The organism is Roseateles rivi, assembly GCF_043555845.1.
GTDB classification, from domain to species: Bacteria; Pseudomonadota; Gammaproteobacteria; order Burkholderiales; family Burkholderiaceae_C; genus Roseateles; species Roseateles rivi.
This window is the reverse complement of sequence record NZ_JBIGHZ010000004.1, coordinates 486598-505678: the sequence shown is the minus strand read 5'-3', so window position 1 is coordinate 505678 and position 19081 is coordinate 486598. Positions and strand designations below refer to the sequence as shown.

The window sequence follows — 19081 nt, the reverse complement described above, 5'->3', positions numbered from 1 at the left end:
GGCGCGAAATGCGCCCTCAGGGCATGAGGCGGTAGCCCACGGCGGTTTCGGTCAGCAGGTGGCGGGGCTGGGCCGGCTCGGCTTCGAGCTTGTGGCGCAGCTGCCCCATGTAGACGCGCAGGTAGTGGCTGTCCTCCACATGGCTGGGCCCCCACACCGCTTTGAGCAGCTGGCGGTGCGTGAGCACCTTGCCCGCATGGGTGATGAGGTGCGTGAGCAGCCGGTACTCGGTGGGCGTGAGGTGCACGGCCTGGCCGTCGCGCAGCACACGCCGCGCGGCCAAATCCACCTCCACCGCGCCAAAGCAAAAACGGCTGGCCGCTGCAGCCTGGCTGCTGTGCGCGGCCACAGCCTGGGTGCGGCGCTGCGCCACGCGCACGCGGGCCATGAGCTCGCCCACGCCAAAGGGTTTGGTGAGGTAGTCGTCCGCCCCGGCGTCCAGCGCGGCAATCTTGTCGCGCTCGTCCGCACGGGCCGAGAGCACGATGACGGGCACGCTCGACCAGCTGCGCAGGTCTTTGAGGTAGTTGAGCCCGTCATCATCGGGCAGCCCCAAGTCCAGGATGATGAGCTCGGGGTGGCGCGTGCCCGCGTCGATCAAGCCCTGGCGCACGCTCTCGCACTCATGCACCTGCCAGCCCTCGGCTTCCAGGGCCAGGCGCACAAAGCGGCGGATATTGGGTTCGTCCTCGACGATCAGGGCCGTGGGGCGCAGTTCAATCATGCCAGGGGCTCTTCCTCTTCAACAATGGGCAGCGCCGGGGGGTGACCCAGCGGCAAGGCCAGCACAAACACCGCGCCACTCGCCGTGGCGGTGGGCTTGCCAGCGCTGGCGGCCTGGGCCCAGATGCGCCCGCCATGGGCCGCCATGATGGCGCGGCAAATGGCCAGGCCCAAGCCCACACCGGGGATGCTGGACTCGTTGCGCGCGCGCGTGAATTTCTCAAACAGCAGCTCTTCGCGGCCAGCAGGCAGGCCGGGGCCGTCGTCGGCCACGCTCAGCTGCAGCTCCTCGCCCTGCACATGGGCCTCGATGGCAATGCGGCTGCCCGGCGGCGTGTATTTGGCGGCGTTTTCCAGCAGATTGCTCAGCACGCGCTCGATGAGCGCGGCGTCGATGTCCACCAGCGGCAGGTCCGGCGCAAACGCCGTGTGCACGTGGTGCTGGGTCAGCAGTGGGCGCAGCGCCGCCAGCGTGCTGCCCACCACCTCCTCCAGCGGCAGCCACTGGCGGCGCAGCTGCACCGCACCGCTTTGCAGCCGCGCCATGTCCAGCAGGTTGTGAACCATGGCGTTGACGCGCTGCGCCTCGCGCTGCAGCTGCTGGCTCATTTGCTGGGCAGGCGCGCTCAAGCCCGGCAGTGCGGCCAGCGTGTCGGCCAGGCCGTAGACCACGGCCAGCGGCGTGCGCAAATCGTGCGAGAGCGCCGACAGCAGCGAGTTGCGCAGCCGCTCCGACTCAATGTGCACCAGCGCGTTTTGCGCCACCTCCACATAGTGCACGCGCTCCAGCGCCTGCCCCACGATGCTGGCCATGGTGTCGAGCTGCGCGCGCCGCTCGGGGCGCAGCACCGCAGCCACATCGCTGGGGCGGGCGCACAGCACGCCGCGTGCCCGCATGGGCGCTTGCAGCGGCAGGTAAAACCACGGGCTGCCCGGCAGCGTGTCGGTGGCCAAGCCCGCGGCCTGGCTGTGGTCCAGCGCCCATTGCACAGTGCCAGCGTCGGGCGCATCGGCGCTCTCCCCGGCTTGCGGCAGCACGGCGTGCAGCTGTTCGTCCTGCCCCAGCACCCAGATGTGGGCGCTGCCTTGCAGCTCGCGCGCCAAGCGCTCCTGCGCCAGGCGAACCACCTGCTCGGTTTGCAGCGCGCCCGAGAGCTCGCGCGTGAGTTCGAACAAGGTGCGCGCACGTGCTTCGCGCTCATGCGCCACTTCGGCCTGGTAGCGCAAATGCGCGGTGAGCTGGCCGGTGATCAGGCCCACGGCCAGCATCACTGCAAAGGTCAGCAGGTATTGAACGTCCGACACCGCAAACGACAGGTGCGGCACCACGTAGAAAAAGTCGAACAAGCCCACGCTCAAAAAGCTGGCCAGCACCGAAGGGCCACGCCCCCAGCGCAGCGCCACGCCCAGCACCGCCAGCAAAAACAGCATGACGATGTTGGCCTCGTCAAAGAAGTTTCGCAGCGGCCAGGCCAGCGCCGTGGTGAGGCCACACACCAGGGCGGCTTGGGCGTAATGCTTGGGCGGGTGAGCGCCCGTGAGCTCGCTCGGCGCGGCCGTGGTCGTGCTGCGCGGGGCTGGGGCCGTGGTCTCGCCCAGGCCCACTTCGATGAGCTCGATGTCGGGCTGCGCCTGCCCCAGTTGCTCGCGCAGCGTCGGGCGGCCCAGCCAGCGCTGCAGCAAGGAGCGCGGCCGCGCCCGGCCCAAGAGCAGCTTGGAGAGGTTGTGCTCGCGCGCATGGGCCAGCAAAGCGGGTGCCACGGCCTGGGCCTGCAGCACGGCGGTGGCCGCCCCCAGGTCTTGGGCCAGACGCACCAGGCGCAGCACGCGCTCGCGCTGGGCGTCAGGCAGGCGCTTGAGCTGCGGCGTCTCCACATACACGGCGTGCCAGGACACATTGAGCTGCTGGGCCAGGCGTGCCGCGCTGCGCAGCACGGGCTCGGCGCCGGGGCCCGGGCCCAGCGCGCACAAGATAGCGGCCTCGGTGCTCCAGACCTGGGCAATGGCTTCGTTGCTGCGCCAGGCCTGCACATCGTCCTCCACACGGTCGGCCGTGCGGCGCAGCGCCAGCTCGCGCAAGGCCATCAAATTGCCTTTGCGAAAGAAGTGTTTAGCGGCACGCTCGGCCTGCTGGCCCCGATAGACCTTGCCCGCTTTCAAGCGCGCGAGCAGCTCATCGGCGGGGGTGTCGACCAGCACGACCTCATCAGCAGCATCGAAAAAACGGTCCGGCAGGGTTTCCTGCACGCGCACACCGGTGATGCCGCCCACCACGTCGTTGAGGCTCTCCAGGTGCTGGACGTTGAGGCTGGTGTAGACGTCAATGCCGTTGGCCAGCAACTCCTCCACGTCCTGCCAGCGCTTGGGGTGGCGCGAGCCCGGCACATTGCTGTGCGCCAGCTCGTCCATCAAGATCAGGGGTCGGGGCTGCTGCGGTTGCACCAGGGGCTTGAGCTGCGCCAGCGCGGCGTCGAGGTCGAACTCGGGCAGGCTGCGGCCACGGTAGGCCACCTGGCGCGGCGCCAGCAGCGGCAGGCCTTCGGTGAGGGCGACGGTTTCGCTGCGGCCATGGGTTTCCACCACGCCCACCAGCAGAGAGCGGCCTTCGGCGAGCTGCTTGCGCGCGGCCAGCAGCATGGCGTAGGTTTTGCCCACGCCGGCCGAGGCCCCAAAGTAGATGCGCAGGCGCCCGCGCTGGGCTTTGGCTTCGTCGCTGCGCAGGCGCTGCAAAAGCGTGTCGGGGTCGGGGCGGTCTGGGTCCGTCATGCGCAGCCCTCTCAAAGCCAGCCCGCACGGCGCAGGCGATACCAAAGCAGGCCGCAGACGCAGACGATCAAGCCCAGGGCTGCGGGGTAGCCCCAGGTCCATTTGAGTTCCGGCATGTTCTCGAAATTCATGCCCCAGATGCCCGCAAACGCCGTGGCCACGGCAAAGATGCCCGCCCAGGCGGCCAGGCGTTTGGTCACGTCGCTGTCCTCGATGGCGACCATGGACAGATTGGCCTGGATGGCGGTGGCAATGGTCTCGCGCACGGCCTCGATGGCGCCGTGGATGCGCGCCAGATGGTCGGCCACGTCGCGGAAGTAATGCTCCGACTTCGCGCACAGCGGCGGCACGCGCCCGCCGTGCAGCTTGGTCAGCATCTCCAGCATGGGGGCGGTGGCACGGCGCAGCTGCATCAGGCGGCGTTTGAGCGCGTAGAGGCGCTGGATGTTTTCACGCGCCGCACCGTTGGTGAAGATGCTTTGCTCGATGTCCTCCAGCGCCGACTCCAGCAGGTCGAGCACGGGAAAGTAGCGGTCCACCACCGCGTCCATCAGGGCGTAGAGCACAAAGCTCGGGCCCTGGCGCAAGAGCTCGGGCTCACGCTCGGCACGCTCGCGCACGCCCAGGAAGTGCTGCGGGCTGTGCTGGCGCAGCGACAGCACATAGCCTGGCCCGACAAAGACCGCCACCTCGCCGCGTTGGATGTCGCCACTGAGCCCATCGGGCTCGGCCGCGCCGGCAAGCACCGAGCCGCCCCGGCGCGCACGCGGTGCAGGGGCCTGGGCGGCTGCGGGCACCCAATCGATCAAGTGCATGACCGCAAAGAGATCGTCGCCGTACTCTTCGATCTTGGGCCGCTGCTGGCCCTTGAGCGCGTCTTCCACCGCCAGCGGGTGCAGGTTGAAGAGGCGCTGCCAGGGGGCCAGCTCGGCGGCGTCAGCATCACGCAGGGCCACCCACACAAAGGTGTCAGGTCGGTCCAGATACTGGGCCACCTCGTCGGGGGCCAGATCGGCGAGCTTGCGGCCCTCGCGGTAGGCCACGCAGTTGATCAGCATTGGGGCATTGTCACCTTGCAACAGGCGTTCAGAAGCTGCGCTGCAGGCTCAGCACCAGGCCTGTGCGGCCGACGCGCTTGGCGTCCTGGCCTGCGGCGTTGCCAATCTGGTAGTAGGCCTTGTCGGCATTGCTGCCCACCACGGCCAGGCCCAGATTGAAGCCCCCCAGGCTCTTGACCACGCCGAGCTTGAAGTCGGTGTAGGAGAGCTCCGCGTAGCGGCGCACGGTCAGGCGGCCCACATGGGCATCCAGCGCCAGGCCCTCGCTCAGGCTGGCCAGCTCCCAGCGGTAGTTCAGGTCCAGATAGCTGCTGCCCTTGGAGCTGCCGCGTGCGGCCAGGCCGCTGAAGTAGGCGTAGGGCGCGGTGCGGCTGTTGAGGCCGAAGTAGTCGCTGGCTGCCACCGAGAGCTTGCCTGTGAAGCCCCCGGCGCTGAGGCCCAGATAGACGTCCAGGTTGTCGTACTTCTGGTTGCTGGGCTGGGCTGGGGCGCTGTTGAGCCGCGCGCCGGGGTAGACATAGGCCAGCGCGCCAAAGTCCAGCGTCAGGCTTTGAGACAGCGCGAATTTGTAGCCGCCGTAAACGTCCAACTCCAGCCCGGCGCCGTTGTTGTAACTGTTGCCCGAGACATTGGAGCCCCAGACCCCGGCATAGGCGCCACTGGCGTGGGCATAGTCCAGCCCGCCTTGCAGCGCGGGGGCCAGCCAGGTCTGGCTGATGCCACGAAAGCGGTAGTCGCTGAACAGGCCGAAGTTGCCGCTGAGGCTGTGCGGCGCGCTTTGCGCCTGGCTGCACAGCGGGCTGAGTGCGCCCAGCAGCAGTGTGCCCAGGGCCAGAAGACGGTGGTGTTGCATGCGTTTCATGAGTTCTACTCCTTGTTCAATTCAGGGCGTCCAGCGCCAGGTTCAGGCGCAGCACGTGCACACGGGGCTCGCCCAGCACGCGCAGGTCGCGCGCTTCGGTGTTGGCTTCAATCAGCTCTTGCACTTGAGCCAGCGCCAGGCCGCGCTCCCGCGCCACACGGGGGGCTTGGTATTGCGCTGCCGCGTGGCTGATGTGGGGGTCCAGCCCGCTGGCTGAGGCATTGACCAAATCGGCCGGTACGGGTTCGCGGTTGCCGGGGTCGGCCGCGCGCAATGCGGCAATGCGGGCCTGCACGGCCTCGGCCAACGCGGGGTTGAGCGGGCCTTGGTTGGAGCCACCCGAGCCCGCGGCGTTGTTGGCCATGGGTGCGGTGGCCGAGGGCCGCCCCCAGAAATAGCGCGGGCTGCTGAAGTGCTGGCCGATGAGCTCGGAGCCCACCGCCTGGCCCTCACGCAGGATCAGGCTGCCTTGGGCTTGCACGGGAAACAGGGCCTGGGCCACGCCCGTGACGGCCAGGGGATAGATCAGCCCGGTGACGATGCTCAGCAGCAGCAAGAACACCAGGGCAGGACGCAGTTGGGCCTTCATAGGGAAGCCTCCTTGTGAATCAAACCAGATGGGTGGCCACCAAGAACCAGTCGATGGCCTTGATGCCGATAAAGGGCACGATCAGCCCCCCCAGGCCGTAGATGGCGAGGTTGCGGCGCAGCAAGCTGGCCGCGCCCACAGCGCGGTAGGGCACGCCTTTGAGCGCCAGCGGGATGAGCGCCACGATGATGAGAGCGTTGAAGATCACCGCCGACAAAATCGCCGAGCTGGGGCTGGACAGCTGCATCACGTTGAGCGCCGCCAGCTGCGGGTACACGCCCACAAACAGCGCTGGAACGATGGCGAAGTACTTGGCCACGTCGTTGGCGATGGAGAAGGTGGTGAGCGAGCCGCGCGTCATCAGCAGCTGCTTGCCGGTTTGCACCACCTCCAGCAGCTTGGTGGGGTTGGAGTCCAGGTCGACCATATTCCCGGCTTCCTTGGCCGCCTGGGTGCCGCTGTTCATGGCCACGGCCACATCGGCCTGGGCCAGGGCGGGGGCGTCGTTGGTGCCGTCGCCGGTCATGGCCACCAGTCGACCTTCGGCCTGGTAGTCGCGAATCAGCTTGAGCTTGGCCTCGGGCGTGGCTTCGGCCAGGAAGTCGTCCACGCCGGCCTCAGCGGCAATGGCTGCAGCGGTGAGGCGGTTGTCGCCCGTGATCATCACGGTCTTGATGCCCATGCGGCGCAGCTCGGCAAAGCGCTCTTTGATGCCGCCTTTGACCACGTCCTTGAGCTCCACCACGCCCAGCACGCGCGGGCCTTCGGTGGCCTGCGCACCTGGCGCGCGGCGGCCCCACTCCAGCACCACCAGGGGCGTGCTGCCGCGGCGCGCCACCTCGTCCACGGCTTGCTTGACCTCATAGGGCAGCTTGCCCCCCAAGGCCTCGACTTGGCGTGTGATGGCGTCGGCCGCACCTTTGCGAATGCTGCGGCTGGGCGCGTTGGCGTCGCCAAAGTCCACGCCGCTCATGCGCGTCTGGGCGGTAAAGGGCACAAAGTGCGCCTGCAGCTCGGCCAGCTCGCGCTCGCGCAGGCCGTGCTGGGTCTTGGCCAGCACCACAATGCTGCGACCCTCGGGCGTTTCGTCCGCCAGCGAGGCCAGCTGCGCCGCGTCGGCGAGCTGTTGCGCGCTCACCCCGGCCGCGGGCATGAAGGCGCTGGCCTGGCGGTTGCCCAGGGTGATGGTGCCGGTTTTGTCCAGCATCAGCACGTCCACATCGCCTGCGGCCTCCACGGCGCGGCCCGAGGTGGCAATGACGTTGGCGGCCATCATGCGGCTCATGCCCGCGACCCCAATGGCCGACAGCAGCCCGCCAATGGTGGTGGGAATCAGGCACACCAGCAGCGCCACCAGCGCCGTGACAGACACCACCGTGCCCGCACCGGCCGCCTGCACGCTGTAGATGGAGTAAGGCAGCAGGGTCACTGTCACCACCAGGAACACGATGGTCAGGGCCACCAGCAAGATGGTCAGCGCAATTTCATTGGGGGTCTTCTGGCGCTTGGCGCCTTCGACCATGGCGATCATGCGGTCCAAAAAGGATTCGCCCGGGTTCACACCCACACGCACCACCAGCCAGTCCGAGAGCACGCGCGTGCCGCCCGTGACGGAGGAGAAGTCCCCGCCCGACTCGCGGATCACCGGGGCCGATTCGCCGGTGATGGCGCTCTCGTCCACCGAGGCCACGCCCTCGATCACCTCGCCATCGAGCGGGATCAGGTCGCCCGCATCCACCAGCACCACATGGCCTTTGCGCAGCTCGTCCGAAGGCACGGGGTGCCACTGTGCACCGTGCCGGGGCTCCTGCAGTTTTTTGGCCCAGGTCTTGGCCTTGAGCCCGCGCAGTGACGCGGCCTGCGCCTTGCTGCGGCCCTCGGCCAGCGCCTCGGCAAAGTTGGCAAACAGCACCGTGAACCACAGCCATGCGGCAATGGCGAAGATGAAGCCCGAGCTCTCCTCCACCGTGCCGGGTGCCTGCTGCAAGCTGGCCGCCCACAGCCCGGTGGTGAGCACGCTGCCCACGTAGACGACAAACATCACGGGGTTGCGCCACTGCACGCGCGGGTCCAGCTTGGCCAGGGCCTGCAGCGAGGCTTGCTTGACCAGGCCCGCTTCGAAAACAAAGTCTTTGGAGTTTTTCTTCATGATGATTCCCCCCTTCACTTCCAGAGCAGCAGCTGCTCGACGATGGGGCCTAGGGCCAGTGCGGGGACGTAGTTCAGCAAGCCCACCATCAGCACCGTGCCCACCAGCAGCGCCACAAACAGCGCACCGTGCGTGGGCAAGCTGCCGCTGCTCACCGGCACGCGCTTTTTGGCCGCCAGCGCACCGGCCAGCGCCAGCACCGGCACGATCACGCCAAAGCGCCCCAGCCACATGGCTAGGCCCAGCAGGGTGTTGTAGAAGGGTGTGTTGGCCGACAGCCCAGCAAAGGCCGAGCCGTTGTTGTTGGCCGCTGAGGTGAGGGCGTAGAGGATTTCCGAGAAGCCATGCGCGCCGGGGTTGGCCACACCGGCCACGCCCGCGGGGCTGAGTACCGCCACGGCCGTTCCCACCAGCACCACGGTGGGGGTCACCAGAATGGTCAGCGCGCACATCTTCATCTCAAAGGGCTCGATCTTCTTGCCCAGGTATTCCGGCGTGCGGCCAATCATCAAACCCGCGATAAACACTGCCAGCAGCGCAAACACCAGCATGCCGTAGAGCCCCGTGCCCACGCCGCCAAACACCACCTCGCCCAGCTGCATCATCACCAGCGGCACCATGCCGCCAATGGGCGTCATGGAGTCATGCATGGCATTGACCGCACCACAGGACGCGGCCGTGGTCACCACCGCAAACAGGCTGCTGGCGGCAATGCCAAAGCGCGTTTCCTTGCCCTCCAAATTGCCCGCCGTGTCGTCCACGCCCAGCGCGTGCAGCAGCGGATTGCCCGCTTGTTCGGCCGCCGTGGTCAGCACCACACCGGCCACAAACATCACACTCATGGCCGCCAAAATGGCCACGCCTTGGCGCATGTCTTGCACCTGGCGGCCAAAGGTGAAGCACAAGGCCGCCGGGATCAAAAAGATGGCCAGCATCTGCACGAAGTTGGACAGCGGCGTGGGGTTCTCGTAGGGGTGGGCCGAGTTGGCGTTGAAAAAGCCGCCGCCGTTGGTGCCCAACATCTTGATGGCCAGCTGCGAAGCCACCGGGCCCATGGCCAGGGTCTGGCTGTCGGTTTGCAGGTCCTGCATCAGGGGCTGGCCCTGTGCGTTCTTCATCACCTGCCCTGCGGGGTCGAGCTGGGCCTGCTGGTAGCTCTGCGTTTGCAGCGTGCGCACGGTTTTGTAGGGCTGCAGGTTTTGAATCACGCCCTGCCCCACAAAGAACAGTGCCAGCACCAGGCTGATGGGCAGCAACACCCACAGCGTGACGCGGCTCAGATCAGCCCAGAAGTTGCCCACGTCGGCGCTCAAGCGGCTCGACGTGCCGCCCGCCGAAGGGCTCGCATGGTTCTTGCGTGCAAAGCCGCGCATGAGTGCGAACACCACTGCAATGCCGGTGGCCGCAGAGACAAAGTTCTGCACCGTCAGCGCCAGCATCTGGGTCAGGTAGCTCATGGTGGTTTCGCCGCCATAGCCCTGCCAGTTGGTGTTGGCCACAAAGCTCACCGCCGTGTTGAAGGCCGAGTCCGGCGACACCGCGCCCATGCCCTGTGGGTTCAGCGGCAACAGGTCTTGAAAGCGCTGCAGGCCATACACCGCCAGCAGCCCCAGAAAGTTGAACAGCAGCAGCGCCAGCGCGTACTGCTTCCAGTGCTGCCCCTGCTCGGGCGCAATGCCCCCGAGGCGAAACCACAGCTGCTCCACGCGCCCCATCCAGCGCGGCAAGCGGCCGTCAGCCACCGCTGCCAGCCAGCGCGACAGGGGCCAGGCCAACAGCAGCAGCACGCCCATGAACAGCCCCAGTTGGGCCCATGCCATCGTGCTCACTCAGAACTCCTCCGCGCGCCACAGCGCGCACACCAAATACACCAGCAAGGCCACGCTTGCCAGGCCCATGACCCAGTACAGCGCGCTCATGGCAGACCTCGCTGCAGGCGCTGGCAGGCTTCGATCAGGCCCCACATGAGCAAAGCCAGCAGCGTGGCCAAGCCCAGAAACAACCCATCCATCGGGTGCTCCCACACAGTTGTTGTCAGAGGGGTCAGCTTAGGCAGGGGAGGCTCAACTTGTTGTTCAGAGCAGCCAGCGGCGTATCAAGACGGTGTAAAGACGCGCGCAGCCCACCACGCCTTGACAAGACCTTGAGGCCTGCGGCGCGAGGTTTGGCACCGTTTTGAGTGCTGCTTGCCTAGATTGGGACGCTCATCAACAGCGCGGCTCCGCTCAGACCGGAGCTCTAGACATGAAGCGAATAGCCCTCTTCCAGCACGAGGTCGACACCCAAGGGCCCGGCTTGCTGACCGATTGCCTGGCGCAACACGGCTACACCGCAGAACTCTTTGCCGCGGGCCAGGAACGGCCACGCCGGGCTCAGGACTTTGCGGCCTTGATCGTGCTGGGGAGCAACCACAGCGTGCACGACCCCGAGCCCTGGATTGAGGCGGAGCTGGAGTTGCTGCGTCAGGCGCTGTGGCTGGACATTCCGGTGCTGGGCCATTGCTTTGGCGCCCAGTTGTTGGCGCGTGCCATGCATGCCCCGGTAGCCCGCAACCCCTGGCCGCACATCGGCTGGCAGCACCTGTGGGTCACGCCCGCGGCGCGGGCCTTCTTTGGCGGGCGCCAGCGCGTGCTGAGCTTCAACTGGCACTACGACGGCTTTGGCATTCCCCAGGGCGCGCAGCGCATTCTCTTTGGCGCCAACTGCCTCAACAAAGGCTTTCGCATGGGGCGCCACCTGGCGCTGCAATCTCACTTCGAGGTGACGGCCGCCGACGTGCAAGCCTGGTGCGCGCATGGTGACGCCGAGCTGGCTTGCAGCTGGGGCCCCGCCGCCCAAAGCCGCGCCGAAATCTTGCGTGAACTCACGCAGCGCACGAGTGAGTTGCACCAGGTCTCGCACGCGCTCTACCGGCATTGGCTGCACACCCTGCCACGCCCTGCCCTGGTTTCCATGCTGCATTGAAAGCAATGCAGCAATGCAAAAAGCCCAGCACCTTTCGGTACTGGGCTTTGCAATTTTTTATTGTTCTTGGTCGGGGTGGCGGGATTCGAACTCGCGACCCCTTGCACCCCATGCAAGTGCGCTACCAGGCTGCGCTACACCCCGACGAAGACTTAGATTCTATACGAAAAATTTCGAGCTACGCAAGAAGTTCAGCACGAATTTTTTCAAGTTCTTCGCGAACCTGCGCCCAACCCAAAGGCTGGTCGTTCGCGCTGGGCGCTTCGCCCTCTGGCACCACGTGATTTTGCGGCGCGGCCTGCGCGGCGCCCTGCTCCAGCAAACGGTTGCGCGCACCGCTGATGGTGAAGCCCTCTTCATAGAGCAGCTCGCGGATGCGTCGCACCAGCAGCACTTCGTGGTGCTGGTAGTAGCGACGGTTGCCACGGCGCTTCATGGGGCGCAGCTGGGTGAACTCTTGCTCCCAGTACCTCAGCACATAGGGCTTGACGCCACACAACTCGCTGACCTCACCAATGGTGAAGTAGCGCTTGGCTGGGATGACGGGCAGACCAGATTCCATGGTGAGGGTCAATCAGTGCTCGGGCGTGAGCCGCCGACTCTACTTCAACTCTCCCGCCGACTCGACCGGGGCTTGTACGGCGTCCTTGAGTTTCTGGCTGGCGTGAAAGGTCACCACGTGACGAGCTTTGATGGGAATGGACTCGCCCGTGCGGGGATTGCGCCCCGGGCGCGGGGCTTTGCGACGGATGTTGAAGTTGCCAAAACCCGAGAGCTTCACGTCCTGCCCTTGCGCGAGGTGATCGTGCAGCAGCGTGAAAAAGGCCTCCACCATGTCCTTGGATTCGCGCTTGTTCAAGCCCAGGCGCTCGAACAGCATTTCGGCCATATCGGCCTTGGTCAGCGTGGGCGTTTCCAAACTGTCCAGCAGCACCAAGGCCTGAGCCTTCAGCTCCTCGTCACTCATCAATCTGCTCCCTCATCCACGCAGACGCGCGCCCAGTTTTTCACCGAGCTGGCGCACCACGGCCGCCACGGCTTGTTCGATGCGCTCATCGGTCAGCGTGGCGTCGTCGTCACGCAGCTCCAGTCGCACGGCCAAGCTGCGCTCGCCCGCTTTCAGCTCTGCCGTGGCTTGGGCGGGTTTGAACACGTCGAACAATTTGGCCGAGCGTACCAGCACCTCACCCGCACCCTGAATGGCTTGCATCAAGGCTTCATGGCTGACGGCTTCGCCCACGATCAAGGCCAAGTCGCGCTGCACAGCCTGCTGGCGCGGCACCGGCTGACCTTGCGGCAACTGCCCCGCCAGCACGGCGTCTAGCGCCAACTCAAACAGCACTGGCGCGCCCGGTGCGGCCGGCAGCTCATAGGCTTGACGCCAGCGCGGGTGCAACTCGCCCAGCACGCCGATGTCTTGATCACCCAAGAACACGCGGGCACAGCGCCCCGGGTGCAAGGCAGGATGCTGCGCAGGCTCAAAGCGCAGCGTGCGCGGCGCAAACAAGGCTTCCAGATCGCCCTTGACGTCGTAGAAGTCAACGGCGCGCTCACGCTGGCCCCATTGCAGTTGCTCAGCCCCGCCCCAGGCCAGACCGGCCAGACGCAGCGGCTGCGTCACGCCTTGCACGCCCACCGGGCCTGTTTGGGCGGCGCTGTCGCGCAGGAACACGCGGCCGATTTCGAACACACGCACGCGTGGTGCCTTGCGCGCTAGGTTGTGGCGCAAGACCTGCACCAAGCTGCCCATGAGGCTGGTGCGCATCACCGAGAGCTGGCTGGCAATGGGGTTGTGCAGGCGGATGGGCGTTTCATTGCCCGCCAGCTCGCGCTCCCAGCGCTCTTCCACAAAGCTGAAGTTGATGGTCTCAAAATAGTCGCGCGCGGCCACCGCGTGGCGCAGCGCATGCACGCCCAGGCGCGCCTCGGAGCCCACGCGTGCCACCACAGGAGCCAGCGGCGGCGTGGCGGGCAGGCGCTCATAGCCCAGCACGCGAATGACTTCTTCGATGAGGTCTTCTTCGATCTGCAAATCAAAGCGCCAGCTCGGCGGCGTGACGCTGTAGACGCCGTCGGGCAGCGCCTCAAACGCCAGACCCAAACGCTGCAGCACACCTTCGACTTCAGCAGCACTCAGCGGCAAGCCAATGACTTTGGCCGCGCGTGCCACGCGCAGCTTCACGGCGGGGCGCTCGGGCAGCTGCAGGCTTTGATCGTCCAGAGGGCCGACTTGGCCGCCGCAGATTTGCAGCACCAGTGCGGTGATGTATTCGATGTGCTCGGCAATGTGCTGCGCATCCACACCGCGTTCAAAGCGGTGGCCCGCATCGGTGCTGAAGTTGTAGCGCCGCGCGCGGCCCATCACGGCCTCGGGCCACCAGAAAGCGGCTTCGATGTAGATGTCCTGGGTGTCGTCAGACACCGCCGTGTACGCGCCGCCCATGATGCCCGCGAGCGACTCCACGCGACGGGCGTCGGCAATCACGCCCACCTTGCCATCCAGAGCCACGGTATTGCCGTTGAGCAGCTCGAGCTGCTCGCCCTCATGCGCCCAGCGCACCACCAGACCGCCGTCGATCTTGGCCAAGTCAAACATGTGTGAGGGGCGGCCCAGCTCGAACATCACGTAGTTGGAGATGTCCACCAGCGCCGACACCGAACGCTGGCCGCAACGCGCCAGGCGCTGCACCATCCACTCCGGCGTGGTGGCGCGGGCATTGACACCACGCACAATGCGGCCGGCAAAGCGCCCGCACAGATCGGTGGCCTGCACCTGCACCGGCAGGCGGTCTTGGTGCTGCACCGCCACGGGGGCTATTTTGGGCTGCTGCAGCGGTGCACCGGTCAGTGCGGCCACTTCACGGGCAATGCCATACACGCTCAGGCAGTGGCCCAGATTGGGCGTGAGCTTGAGGGTGAACAGCGTGTCGTCAAGCTGCAAGTGCTCGCGAATGTCTTGGCCCACTGGCGCATCAGCGGCCAGCTCCAGCAAACCGCCATGCTCGTCGCTCAAGCCCAGCTCGCGCGCCGAGCACAGCATGCCCGAGCTCTCCACACCGCGCAGCTTGCCCACGCCAATCTTGAAGGGCTTGCCATCGGCGCCGGGCGGCAGCACCGCACCCACGGTGGCCAGCGGCACGCGAATGCCTGCACGCGCATTGGGCGCGCCGCAGACGATTTGCAGCGGCTGCGAGCCGCCGACATTGACTTGGCACACCCGCAGCTTGTCGGCATTGGGGTGGGGTTGGGCCTCCAGAATCTCCGCCACCACCACGCCGGTGAATGGGGGCGCCACGGCGCGGGCCTCCTCCACTTCCATGCCGGACATGGTCAGCAGATGGGACAGCTCTTGGGTGGTCAGCGAAGGGTTGCAGTAGCTGCGCAGCCAGGACTCAGGGAATTGCATGGACAGGTCTCGTAATCAGTGGGCGGTTGGACGGTTGCTTGCAGGCCAAACAGGCCTCACTTGAACTGCGACAGGAAACGCAAGTCGCCCTCGAAGAACAGCCGCAAATCGTTGACGCCGTAGCGCAGCATGGCCAGGCGGTCGATGCCCGAGCCAAACGCAAAACCGATGTAGCGCTCAGGGTCCAGGCCCATATTGCGAATCACCTGCGGGTGCACCTGCCCCGCGCCAGAAACCTCCAGCCAACGCCCTTTGAGCGGGCCGTGCTCGAACATGATGTCGATCTCGGCGCTGGGCTCGGTGAAGGGGAAATAGCTGGGGCGAAAACGCAGCTGCAAGGCGTCCGTCTCGAAAAACGCGGTGATGAAATTCAGATACACCGCCTTGAGGTCTTTGAAGCTCACGTTCTCACCCACCCACAGGCCTTCAACCTGATGGAACATGGGCGAGTGGGTAGCGTCGCTGTCCACACGGTAGGTGCGGCCCGGCGCAATCACGCGAATCTCCGGCATGCTGTCCTGCCCGGCATAGCGCTTGGCATGAGCCTGGGCGTAGCGGATCTGCATGGGGCTGGTGTGCGGGCGCAGATTGAACCAACGGCCTTCTTCGTCCTTCATGTCGACGTAGAAGGTGTCCTGCATGGACCGCGCAGGATGGTTCTCGGGGTTGTTCAGCGAGGCAAAGCTGAACCAGTCGGTCTCGATCTCAGGGCCGTCGGCCACGTCAAAACCCATGGAGCCGAAGATGGCCTCGATGCGCTCCATCGCGCGCGTGATGGGGTGCAAACCACCGGTGCCGCGCTGGCGCCCAGGCAGGGTGACGTCCAGCACCTCGGCGCGCAGTTGGCGATCCAGCTCCGCATCCGCCAGCGCCTGACGGCGCGCCTGCAGCGCGGCTTCAACGCCTTGCTTGAGCTGGTTGATTTGCGCGCCGCGAGCTTTTTTCTCGTCCACGCTCAGGGCGGCCAAGCCCTTCATCAACTCAGTCAGCTGGCCGCTTTTACCCAGGAACTGCGCTTTGGCGTTCTCCAGGTCAGCGGGGGTCGCGGCGGCCTCGAAGGCGGCCTGAGCTTGTTGCAGCAGCAGGTTGAGATCGTTCACAGCGGGGACGGAATCAGAGGAATGAAAAAAGGCCGAACACCGGGGTGTCGGCCTTTGAGGGATGCCGATCAGCCACAGCCCACAGGACTGCAGCTGGCAGGGTCATCAAGCCAGAGCGGCCTTCACCTTGGCGAAGATGCTGGCAAAGCCAGCAGGATCGTTGACGGCGAGATCGGCCAGAACCTTGCGGTCGATGTCGATCTGGGCCTTCTTCAGGCCGGCCACAAACTTGCTGTAGCTCAGACCCAGGCTGCGGCTGGCGGCGTTGATACGCGCAATCCACAGCTGACGGAAGACGCGCTTCTTGGCACGACGGTCGCGGTAGGCGTATTGACCCGCCTTCATCACCGCCTGTTTGGCGATACGGAAGACATTCTTACGACGACCACGGAAGCCCTTGGCCAGAGCCAAGACCTTCTTATGACGGGCACGAGCGGTTACACCACGTTTAACGCGAGGCATGTGAGTTCTCCTTCAGTAGCTCGGATTACAGACCAGCGAAAGGCAACATCGCAGCGATGTGGCCCATGTTGGTCTCATGCACGTTCGCGGCGCCGCGCAGCTGGCGCTTGTTCTTCGTGGTCTTCTTGGTCAGGATGTGGCGCTTGAACGCTTGGCCGCGCTTGACGGTGCCACCCGGACGCACGCGAAAACGCTTTTTCGCGCTGCTCTTGGTCTTCATCTTGGGCATGACTGCTCCTTATGAATGCGTCCCTGAGGGCGGTTGCGGGACTCGCAACACTTGCCAGCCTCCAGGAGACTAATAAAGCCCGCCAACGACCAAATCGGCGGGCCGAAAACCTTCAACTTTACCCGATACGCCAGCCCCAGGGCCAGCCACTCAGGTGGGGTGAGTTAGCGCTTTTTCGGCGCCAGCACCATGATCATCTGGCGCCCTTCGAGCTTGGGCATGTGCTCCACCACGGCCACATCGGAGAGCTCGTCGCGGATGCGCTCCAGCATGCGCATGCCGATTTCCTGGTGGGTGATTTCACGGCCGCGGTAGCGCAGCGTGACTTTGCCCTTGTCACCATCCTCGGCAATGAAGCGGCGCAGATTGCGCATCTTGATCTGGTAGTCGCCCTCGTCCGTACCCGGGCGGAACTTGACTTCCTTGACCTCGATGACTTTCTGCTTGGACTTGGCCTCAGCAGCGCGCTTTTGCTCTTGGTATTTGAACTTGCCGTAGTCCATCAGCCGGCACACGGGCGGGCTGGCGGTGGCGGCGATTTCCACCAGATCGACGTCCAGATCACCAGCCATGCGCAGGGCTTCCTGGATGCTCACGATGCCAATGGGCTCGTTTTCAGGGCCATTGAGGCGGACTTCGAGGGCGGTGATTTCGCGGTTCAACCTGTGCTTGCGCTCAGGAATCGCACGACGGTCAGCAAACGTAGCGATGGTGAATACCTTTCAACAAGCCCCTGGCACGGGGCCCGATACCAAATAGACAAAAAGCAAAGCGCGCCTGACTCAGGATGGGCCTTACGCCTTGGAAGCGATGATGTCAGCGAGCTTCGTTTGGAAGTCTGCCAAGCTCATCACACCCAGATCCTGGTTGCCACGGGCGCGCACTGCGACGGTGCCGTTGGCCTTCTCCTTGTCACCGACGACGAGGATGAAGGGCACCTTCTGCAGAGAATGCTCGCGAATTTTATATGTGATCTTCTCGTTGCGCAAATCGGTCGCCACTCTAAGCCCTTGTTTTTGCAGAGAATTCGCAACCTCTGCCACATAGTCGGCTTGGGCATCTGTGATATTGGCCACCACCACCTGCACGGGCGCCAGCCAAGTGGGCAAGGCGCCGGCGTGCTGCTCGATGAGGATGCCGATGAAGCGCTCCAAGCTGCCCACAATCGCGCGGTGCAGCATCACCGGGGTCTTGCGTTGCCCGGCTTCGTCCACATACTCGGCCTGCAGGCGCTCGGGCATGTTGTGGTCGATCTGGATGGTGCCGCACTGCCATTCGCGGCCCAGCGCGTCTTTGAGCGCGTACTCGATCTTGGGCGCGTAGAAAGCCCCGTCCCCGTGCGCGATCTGGAAGTCCACGCCGGACTGGCGCAGGCTTTGCATCAACACCTGCTCGGTGCGGTCCCAGTACTCGTCGCTGCCGATGCGCTTTTCAGGCCGCGTCGCCACCTTGTAGACGATCTCGCTAAAGCCAAAGTCCTTGTAGACCTTTTGCAGCAAGGTGGTGAAGGCCGCGCACTCTTGCAGGATTTGCTCTTCGGTGCAGAAGATGTGGCCGTCATCTTGGGTGAAGCCGCGCACGCGCATGATGCCGTGCAGGCCGCCGCTGGGTTCGTTGCGGTGGCACTGACCGAACTCACCGAAGCGCAGCGGCAGGTCGCGATAGCTCTTGATGCCGTGCTTGAAGATCAGGATGTGGCCGGGACAGTTCATCGGCTTGAGCGCGTAGTCGCGCTTTTCCGATTCGGTGGTGAACATGTTGTCGCGGTACTTATCCCAGTGCCCGGTCTTTTCCCACAGCGTCTTGTCGATGATCTGCGGACCCTTGACTTCCTGGTAGCCGTTGTCGCGGTAGACGCGGCGCATGTACTGCTCGACCTCCTGCCACACCGACCAGCCCTTGGGGTGCCAGAACACGGTGCCAGGGCTGTGCTCATCGATGTGGAAGAGCTCCAGCTCACGGCCCAGGCGGCGGTGGTCGCGCTTCTCGGCCTCTTCCAGCAGCGTCAGGTATTTCTGCAGATCATCCTTGCTGGCCCAGGCGGTGCCGTAGATGCGCTGCAGCATCTCGTTGCGATGGTCGCCGCGCCAGTAGGCGCCAGCCACCTTCATGAGCTTGAAGTGTTTGAGCTTGCCGGTCGACGGCACGTGGGGGCCGCGGCAGAGATCCTCGAAGGCACCCTCGCGGTAGAGCGACAGCGCCTCGTTGCTGGGAATGCTCTGGATGATCTCGGCCTTGTAGTGCTCGCCCAGGCCTTTGAAGTAGGCCACGGCCTCGTCGCGCGGCAGCTCGCGGCGTGCGATGGGTTCGTCCTTCTTGGCCAGCTCGGCCATCTTCTTCTCGATGGCCTGCAGATCGTCGGGCGTGAAGGGCCGCTTGTAGGAGAAGTCGTAATAAAAGCCGTTGTCGATGACCGGGCCGATGGTGACTTGCGCGTCGGGGAAGAGTTCTTTGACCGCGTATGCCAGCAAGTGGGCGGTGGAGTGGCGGATGACCTCCAGCCCATCAGCATCTTTGTCAGTGACGATGGCCAGCTGCGCATCGCGCTCGATGCGGTGGCTGGTGTCGACCAACTGGCCGTCCACGCGCCCGGCCAGCGCAGCCTTGGCAAGACCTGCGCCGATGGACGCGGCCACTTCAGCCACGGTCGGGGCTTGCGGGAATTCGCGCTTAGAGCCGTCGGGCAATTGAATCGTGATCATGGGGTTCTCCTTGACGCCCTGGGCTGCCGGAGCAGCCGTTTGCAGTACAGGGCCAAAAACAAAAAAGCGCG

At 65.3% G+C, this 19081-nt stretch carries 17 protein-coding genes and 1 tRNA gene; 1 reads left to right on the top strand and 17 read right to left on the bottom strand.

Annotation, left to right across the window (positions count from 1 at the left end; all coding sequences use genetic code 11):
- Nucleotides 1–16: 16 nt before the first annotated feature.
- The 8 genes from kdpE to ACG0Z6_RS12470 are packed head-to-tail and all read right to left on the bottom strand — an operon-like array spanning nucleotide 17 to nucleotide 10066.
- On the bottom strand, nucleotides 17–724 hold the full coding sequence (gene kdpE, locus ACG0Z6_RS12505; protein ID WP_394461864.1) for a two-component system response regulator KdpE: 708 nt from the start codon (nucleotides 722–724) through the stop codon (nucleotides 17–19).
- Nucleotides 721–3489, bottom strand: a complete 2769-nt coding sequence (locus ACG0Z6_RS12500; RefSeq protein ID WP_394461862.1) for a DUF4118 domain-containing protein — start codon at nucleotides 3487–3489, stop codon at nucleotides 721–723. The genes kdpE and ACG0Z6_RS12500 overlap by 4 nt, the downstream gene beginning before the upstream one ends.
- Before the next feature lie 11 nt (nucleotides 3490–3500).
- Entirely contained in the window at nucleotides 3501–4547 is a 1047-nt protein-coding gene (locus ACG0Z6_RS12495; protein ID WP_394461860.1) for a magnesium and cobalt transport protein CorA, read from the bottom strand.
- Nucleotides 4548–4575: 28 nt separating this feature from the next.
- Nucleotides 4576–5409, bottom strand: a complete 834-nt coding sequence (locus ACG0Z6_RS12490) for a TorF family putative porin (protein ID WP_394461858.1) — start codon at nucleotides 5407–5409, stop codon at nucleotides 4576–4578.
- 16 nt (nucleotides 5410–5425) lie between these two features.
- Complete coding sequence (kdpC, locus tag ACG0Z6_RS12485; RefSeq protein ID WP_394461856.1) at nucleotides 5426–5998, bottom strand: potassium-transporting ATPase subunit KdpC; 573 nt, start codon at nucleotides 5996–5998, stop codon at nucleotides 5426–5428.
- 19 nt (nucleotides 5999–6017) lie between these two features.
- Entirely contained in the window at nucleotides 6018–8147 is a 2130-nt protein-coding gene (gene kdpB / locus ACG0Z6_RS12480) for a potassium-transporting ATPase subunit KdpB (RefSeq protein WP_394461855.1), read from the bottom strand.
- A gap of 14 nt (nucleotides 8148–8161) precedes the next feature.
- On the bottom strand, nucleotides 8162–9976 hold the full coding sequence (gene kdpA, locus ACG0Z6_RS12475) for a potassium-transporting ATPase subunit KdpA (protein ID WP_394461853.1): 1815 nt from the start codon (nucleotides 9974–9976) through the stop codon (nucleotides 8162–8164).
- Nucleotides 9977–10066: a K(+)-transporting ATPase subunit F gene (locus ACG0Z6_RS12470; RefSeq protein WP_394461851.1), complete on the bottom strand. Its 90-nt coding sequence runs from the start codon at nucleotides 10064–10066 to the stop codon at nucleotides 9977–9979. It abuts the gene before it with no gap.
- A gap of 325 nt (nucleotides 10067–10391) precedes the next feature.
- Here ACG0Z6_RS12470 and ACG0Z6_RS12465 point away from each other — a divergent pair, with 325 nt between their 5' ends.
- Nucleotides 10392–11111, top strand: coding sequence for a type 1 glutamine amidotransferase (locus ACG0Z6_RS12465; protein ID WP_394461850.1), 720 nt, complete (start codon nucleotides 10392–10394; stop codon nucleotides 11109–11111).
- Between the two features lie 67 nt (nucleotides 11112–11178).
- On the opposite strand, the gene ACG0Z6_RS12460 is transcribed toward ACG0Z6_RS12465, so the two are convergent.
- The 9 genes from ACG0Z6_RS12460 to thrS form a co-directional block, all read right to left on the bottom strand.
- Nucleotides 11179–11255 (bottom strand) — tRNA-Pro (locus ACG0Z6_RS12460).
- Nucleotides 11256–11289: 34 nt separating this feature from the next.
- The gene (locus tag ACG0Z6_RS12455) at nucleotides 11290–11673 is read right to left on the bottom strand and encodes a MerR family transcriptional regulator (protein ID WP_394461848.1); all 384 of its coding nucleotides are present in this window, start codon (nucleotides 11671–11673) and stop codon (nucleotides 11290–11292) included.
- A 39-nt stretch (nucleotides 11674–11712) separates the two neighbouring features.
- On the bottom strand, nucleotides 11713–12078 hold the full coding sequence (locus tag ACG0Z6_RS12450) for an integration host factor subunit alpha (protein ID WP_394461846.1): 366 nt from the start codon (nucleotides 12076–12078) through the stop codon (nucleotides 11713–11715).
- A gap of 12 nt (nucleotides 12079–12090) precedes the next feature.
- The gene (pheT, locus tag ACG0Z6_RS12445) at nucleotides 12091–14517 is read right to left on the bottom strand and encodes a phenylalanine--tRNA ligase subunit beta (protein WP_394461844.1); all 2427 of its coding nucleotides are present in this window, start codon (nucleotides 14515–14517) and stop codon (nucleotides 12091–12093) included.
- Between the two features lie 56 nt (nucleotides 14518–14573).
- Complete coding sequence (pheS, locus tag ACG0Z6_RS12440; protein WP_394461843.1) at nucleotides 14574–15617, bottom strand: phenylalanine--tRNA ligase subunit alpha; 1044 nt, start codon at nucleotides 15615–15617, stop codon at nucleotides 14574–14576.
- Between the two features lie 105 nt (nucleotides 15618–15722).
- A complete protein-coding gene (gene rplT / locus ACG0Z6_RS12435; protein WP_394461841.1) occupies nucleotides 15723–16079 on the bottom strand; it encodes a 50S ribosomal protein L20 in 357 nt (118 codons plus the stop codon).
- A 25-nt stretch (nucleotides 16080–16104) separates the two neighbouring features.
- A complete protein-coding gene (gene rpmI, locus ACG0Z6_RS12430; protein WP_029001830.1) occupies nucleotides 16105–16308 on the bottom strand; it encodes a 50S ribosomal protein L35 in 204 nt (67 codons plus the stop codon).
- A gap of 164 nt (nucleotides 16309–16472) precedes the next feature.
- The gene (infC, locus tag ACG0Z6_RS12425) at nucleotides 16473–17018 is read right to left on the bottom strand and encodes a translation initiation factor IF-3 (protein WP_394461963.1); all 546 of its coding nucleotides are present in this window, start codon (nucleotides 17016–17018) and stop codon (nucleotides 16473–16475) included.
- 84 nt (nucleotides 17019–17102) lie between these two features.
- Nucleotides 17103–19010: a threonine--tRNA ligase gene (thrS, locus tag ACG0Z6_RS12420; protein WP_394461838.1), complete on the bottom strand. Its 1908-nt coding sequence runs from the start codon at nucleotides 19008–19010 to the stop codon at nucleotides 17103–17105.
- Nucleotides 19011–19081 lie beyond the last annotated feature (71 nt).

Bases quoted from the DNA above. Each gene is read 5' to 3' on its own strand.
- kdpE (WP_394461864.1), bottom strand. From the start codon at position 724: ATGATTGAACTGCGCCCCACGGCCCTGATCGTCGAGGACGAACCCAAT.
- ACG0Z6_RS12500 (WP_394461862.1), bottom strand. From the start codon at position 3,489: ATGACGGACCCAGACCGCCCCGACCCCGACACGCTTTTGCAGCGCCTG.
- ACG0Z6_RS12495 (WP_394461860.1), bottom strand. From the start codon at position 4,547: ATGCTGATCAACTGCGTGGCCTACCGCGAGGGCCGCAAGCTCGCCGAT.
- ACG0Z6_RS12490 (WP_394461858.1), bottom strand. From the start codon at position 5,409: ATGAAACGCATGCAACACCACCGTCTTCTGGCCCTGGGCACACTGCTG.
- kdpC (WP_394461856.1), bottom strand. From the start codon at position 5,998: ATGAAGGCCCAACTGCGTCCTGCCCTGGTGTTCTTGCTGCTGCTGAGC.
- kdpB (WP_394461855.1), bottom strand. From the start codon at position 8,147: ATGAAGAAAAACTCCAAAGACTTTGTTTTCGAAGCGGGCCTGGTCAAG.
- ACG0Z6_RS12470 (WP_394461851.1), bottom strand. From the start codon at position 10,066: ATGAGCGCGCTGTACTGGGTCATGGGCCTGGCAAGCGTGGCCTTGCTG.
- ACG0Z6_RS12465 (WP_394461850.1), top strand. From the start codon at position 10,392: ATGAAGCGAATAGCCCTCTTCCAGCACGAGGTCGACACCCAAGGGCCC.
- ACG0Z6_RS12455 (WP_394461848.1), bottom strand. From the start codon at position 11,673: ATGGAATCTGGTCTGCCCGTCATCCCAGCCAAGCGCTACTTCACCATT.
- ACG0Z6_RS12450 (WP_394461846.1), bottom strand. From the start codon at position 12,078: ATGAGTGACGAGGAGCTGAAGGCTCAGGCCTTGGTGCTGCTGGACAGT.
- pheT (WP_394461844.1), bottom strand. From the start codon at position 14,517: ATGCAATTCCCTGAGTCCTGGCTGCGCAGCTACTGCAACCCTTCGCTG.
- rplT (WP_394461841.1), bottom strand. From the start codon at position 16,079: ATGCCTCGCGTTAAACGTGGTGTAACCGCTCGTGCCCGTCATAAGAAG.
- rpmI (WP_029001830.1), bottom strand. From the start codon at position 16,308: ATGCCCAAGATGAAGACCAAGAGCAGCGCGAAAAAGCGTTTTCGCGTG.
- thrS (WP_394461838.1), bottom strand. From the start codon at position 19,010: ATGATCACGATTCAATTGCCCGACGGCTCTAAGCGCGAATTCCCGCAA.